Below are 1,895 nucleotides of genomic sequence, written 5' to 3'. Positions count from 1 at the left end.
TGTCGGCGATGCAGGCGCCGTTTCCCGTCGCCCGTTCCTCATCCGGGGCCGATCGGCCCCCTTTTCCGGGCCCCGGCCGGGTCAAGCCGCAGAGAGCGACGATGAGATGACCATCGGGGCCGGACCGGGGCCACCAGCGCCTCAGATCGATACACAGTTGCGCTTGGCTTGGCGTCCCCCGGCCCGTCTGGAGGTGCGCGACAGATCGCTACACAGTCGGTGTTGGTTTGGCGTCCGACGGCCGTGTGAGGTTGCGAAGAGGCGACTACCCCATCTGTGCGCCTGTCGCTGGTTGCATGGGCTGACACGGGTGGCCCGGGTGGCGGGGGCCACCCGGGCGGGGGTGCGAAGAGAGGGTGGGTCAGGGGCGGCTGTAGCGGCGTACGAGTGGGGTCTCCACCAGGGCGTAGAGCGCCCAGGAGAGGAGCACGGTCACGACGGCGGTGCCGGCCAGGAGGGAGATGCCGACCGCATTGGAGTACATCTCGGTGCCGAGCGCCCAGCGCAGTGAGCACATCACGGTGTAGTGCAGCAGGTAGAAGGCGAAGGAGATCTCGCCCAGCCAGACCATCGTGCGGCTCCGGAACCAGGTGAAACGGTCCTCGACGTCCGCGATCGCCGTGGCTGCGATCAGCAGCACGATCGGCAGGATCATCGTGGCACGCTGCCCGTAGAGGTAGGGCACGTGGAAGGTCAGTGCGTAACCGCCGACGAGCAGCAGGGTCGACCAGACCATGCCGATGTTGCGCCAGCGCCCGTGCTTCACCGCGAGTGCCACGAGGATGCCGAGCGCGAAGTCGACCAACCGGACCGGCGGCAGCACGTAGCTGAACCAGTACTGCGAGACCGAGGTGTCGTGACCGCTGGGCACGCGCGGGGTACTGGGGAACAGGGCGTACGCGAGGGCGGGGGTCGCCACCACCGCTGCCATCGCCCCGGCGATCCAGTACTTCAGGTTGCGGGGGTCGATGCGCCGGAAGACCCGCAGCAGCAGCGGGAAGCACAGGTAGAAGACGGCTTCCACGGCCAGCGACCAACTCGGGGCGTCCACACTGAAGTTGGTGAAGTAGGCGGGCCACCACACCTGAACCATGAACAGGTTGGCGATGGCCACGCGCGCGGGGGTGTAGAAGGCCGCGAACAGCACCATGGTGAGCGCCCAGGTGACCACGTAGTTCGGGTAGATCTTGACGAATCTGCGTCGCCAGAACCCGGTCGTGGTGTCACCCTCCCGCGCCGACCAGGCCAGTACGAACCCGCTGAGCACGAAGAAGAACGACACCCCCAGCCCGCCGGCCTGAGCGAACCAGCCGGCCAGCCGGTACTCGGTGTCGTCGTCGGCCAGCAGCCGCAGCGGAGGTATCGGAAGGAACGCATGATGGGCGAACACGGCCAGCGCGGCGGGGAATCGCAACCCGGTGAGCGAGGGCAACCGGGATACTCGCGGCCGCTTCGGCTGAAGGGCTTCGCCGCTTTCGACGGCCGGAGCGGAGCCGGCCAGTACTTGGTCAGTGGCCATGGGTTTTCCGTTCTCGGGGATGGCAGCCGAGGCCTGGGTCGGGATTTACACCGCTCTTTGTACCGACGCGTGCTCGTGGCGCACTCAAGAGCCGCCAGCCCTCACCTGGGCGAACCGCCACCCCAGACGCCCGCCGGACGCCAGACCAACACCGGCTGTGTAGCGATCCATCGCGTATATGAGCACCCCAAACGGGCCGGGTGACGCCAAGCCAAGCGCAACTGTGTAGCGATCTGAGGCGCTGGTGGCCCGATCCGCCCCCGATGGTCATCTCATCGTCGTCCTCTGCGGCTTGACCCGGCCGGGGCCCGGAAAAGTGCCCTATCGGCCCCGGATGGGGAACGGGCGGCGGGAAACGGCCTGGGCATCGCTGACG

Annotated in this window: 1 protein-coding gene; it reads right to left on the bottom strand. The window is 67.7% G+C overall.

What is annotated here, in order from left to right; translation table 11 throughout:
- Positions 1 to 361 precede the first annotated feature (361 nt).
- Entirely contained in the window at positions 362 to 1,519 is a 1,158-nt protein-coding gene (locus ABZ128_RS35520) for an acyltransferase (protein ID WP_356854034.1), read from the bottom strand.
- Between the last annotated feature and the right edge of the window lie 376 nt (positions 1,520 to 1,895).

This window comes from Streptomyces sp. NPDC006326, assembly GCF_040612915.1.
Lineage (GTDB): Bacteria > Actinomycetota > Actinomycetes > Streptomycetales > Streptomycetaceae > Streptomyces.
The sequence above is the reverse complement of the archived record's forward strand: the minus strand, read 5'-3'. Positions and strand labels throughout refer to the sequence as shown.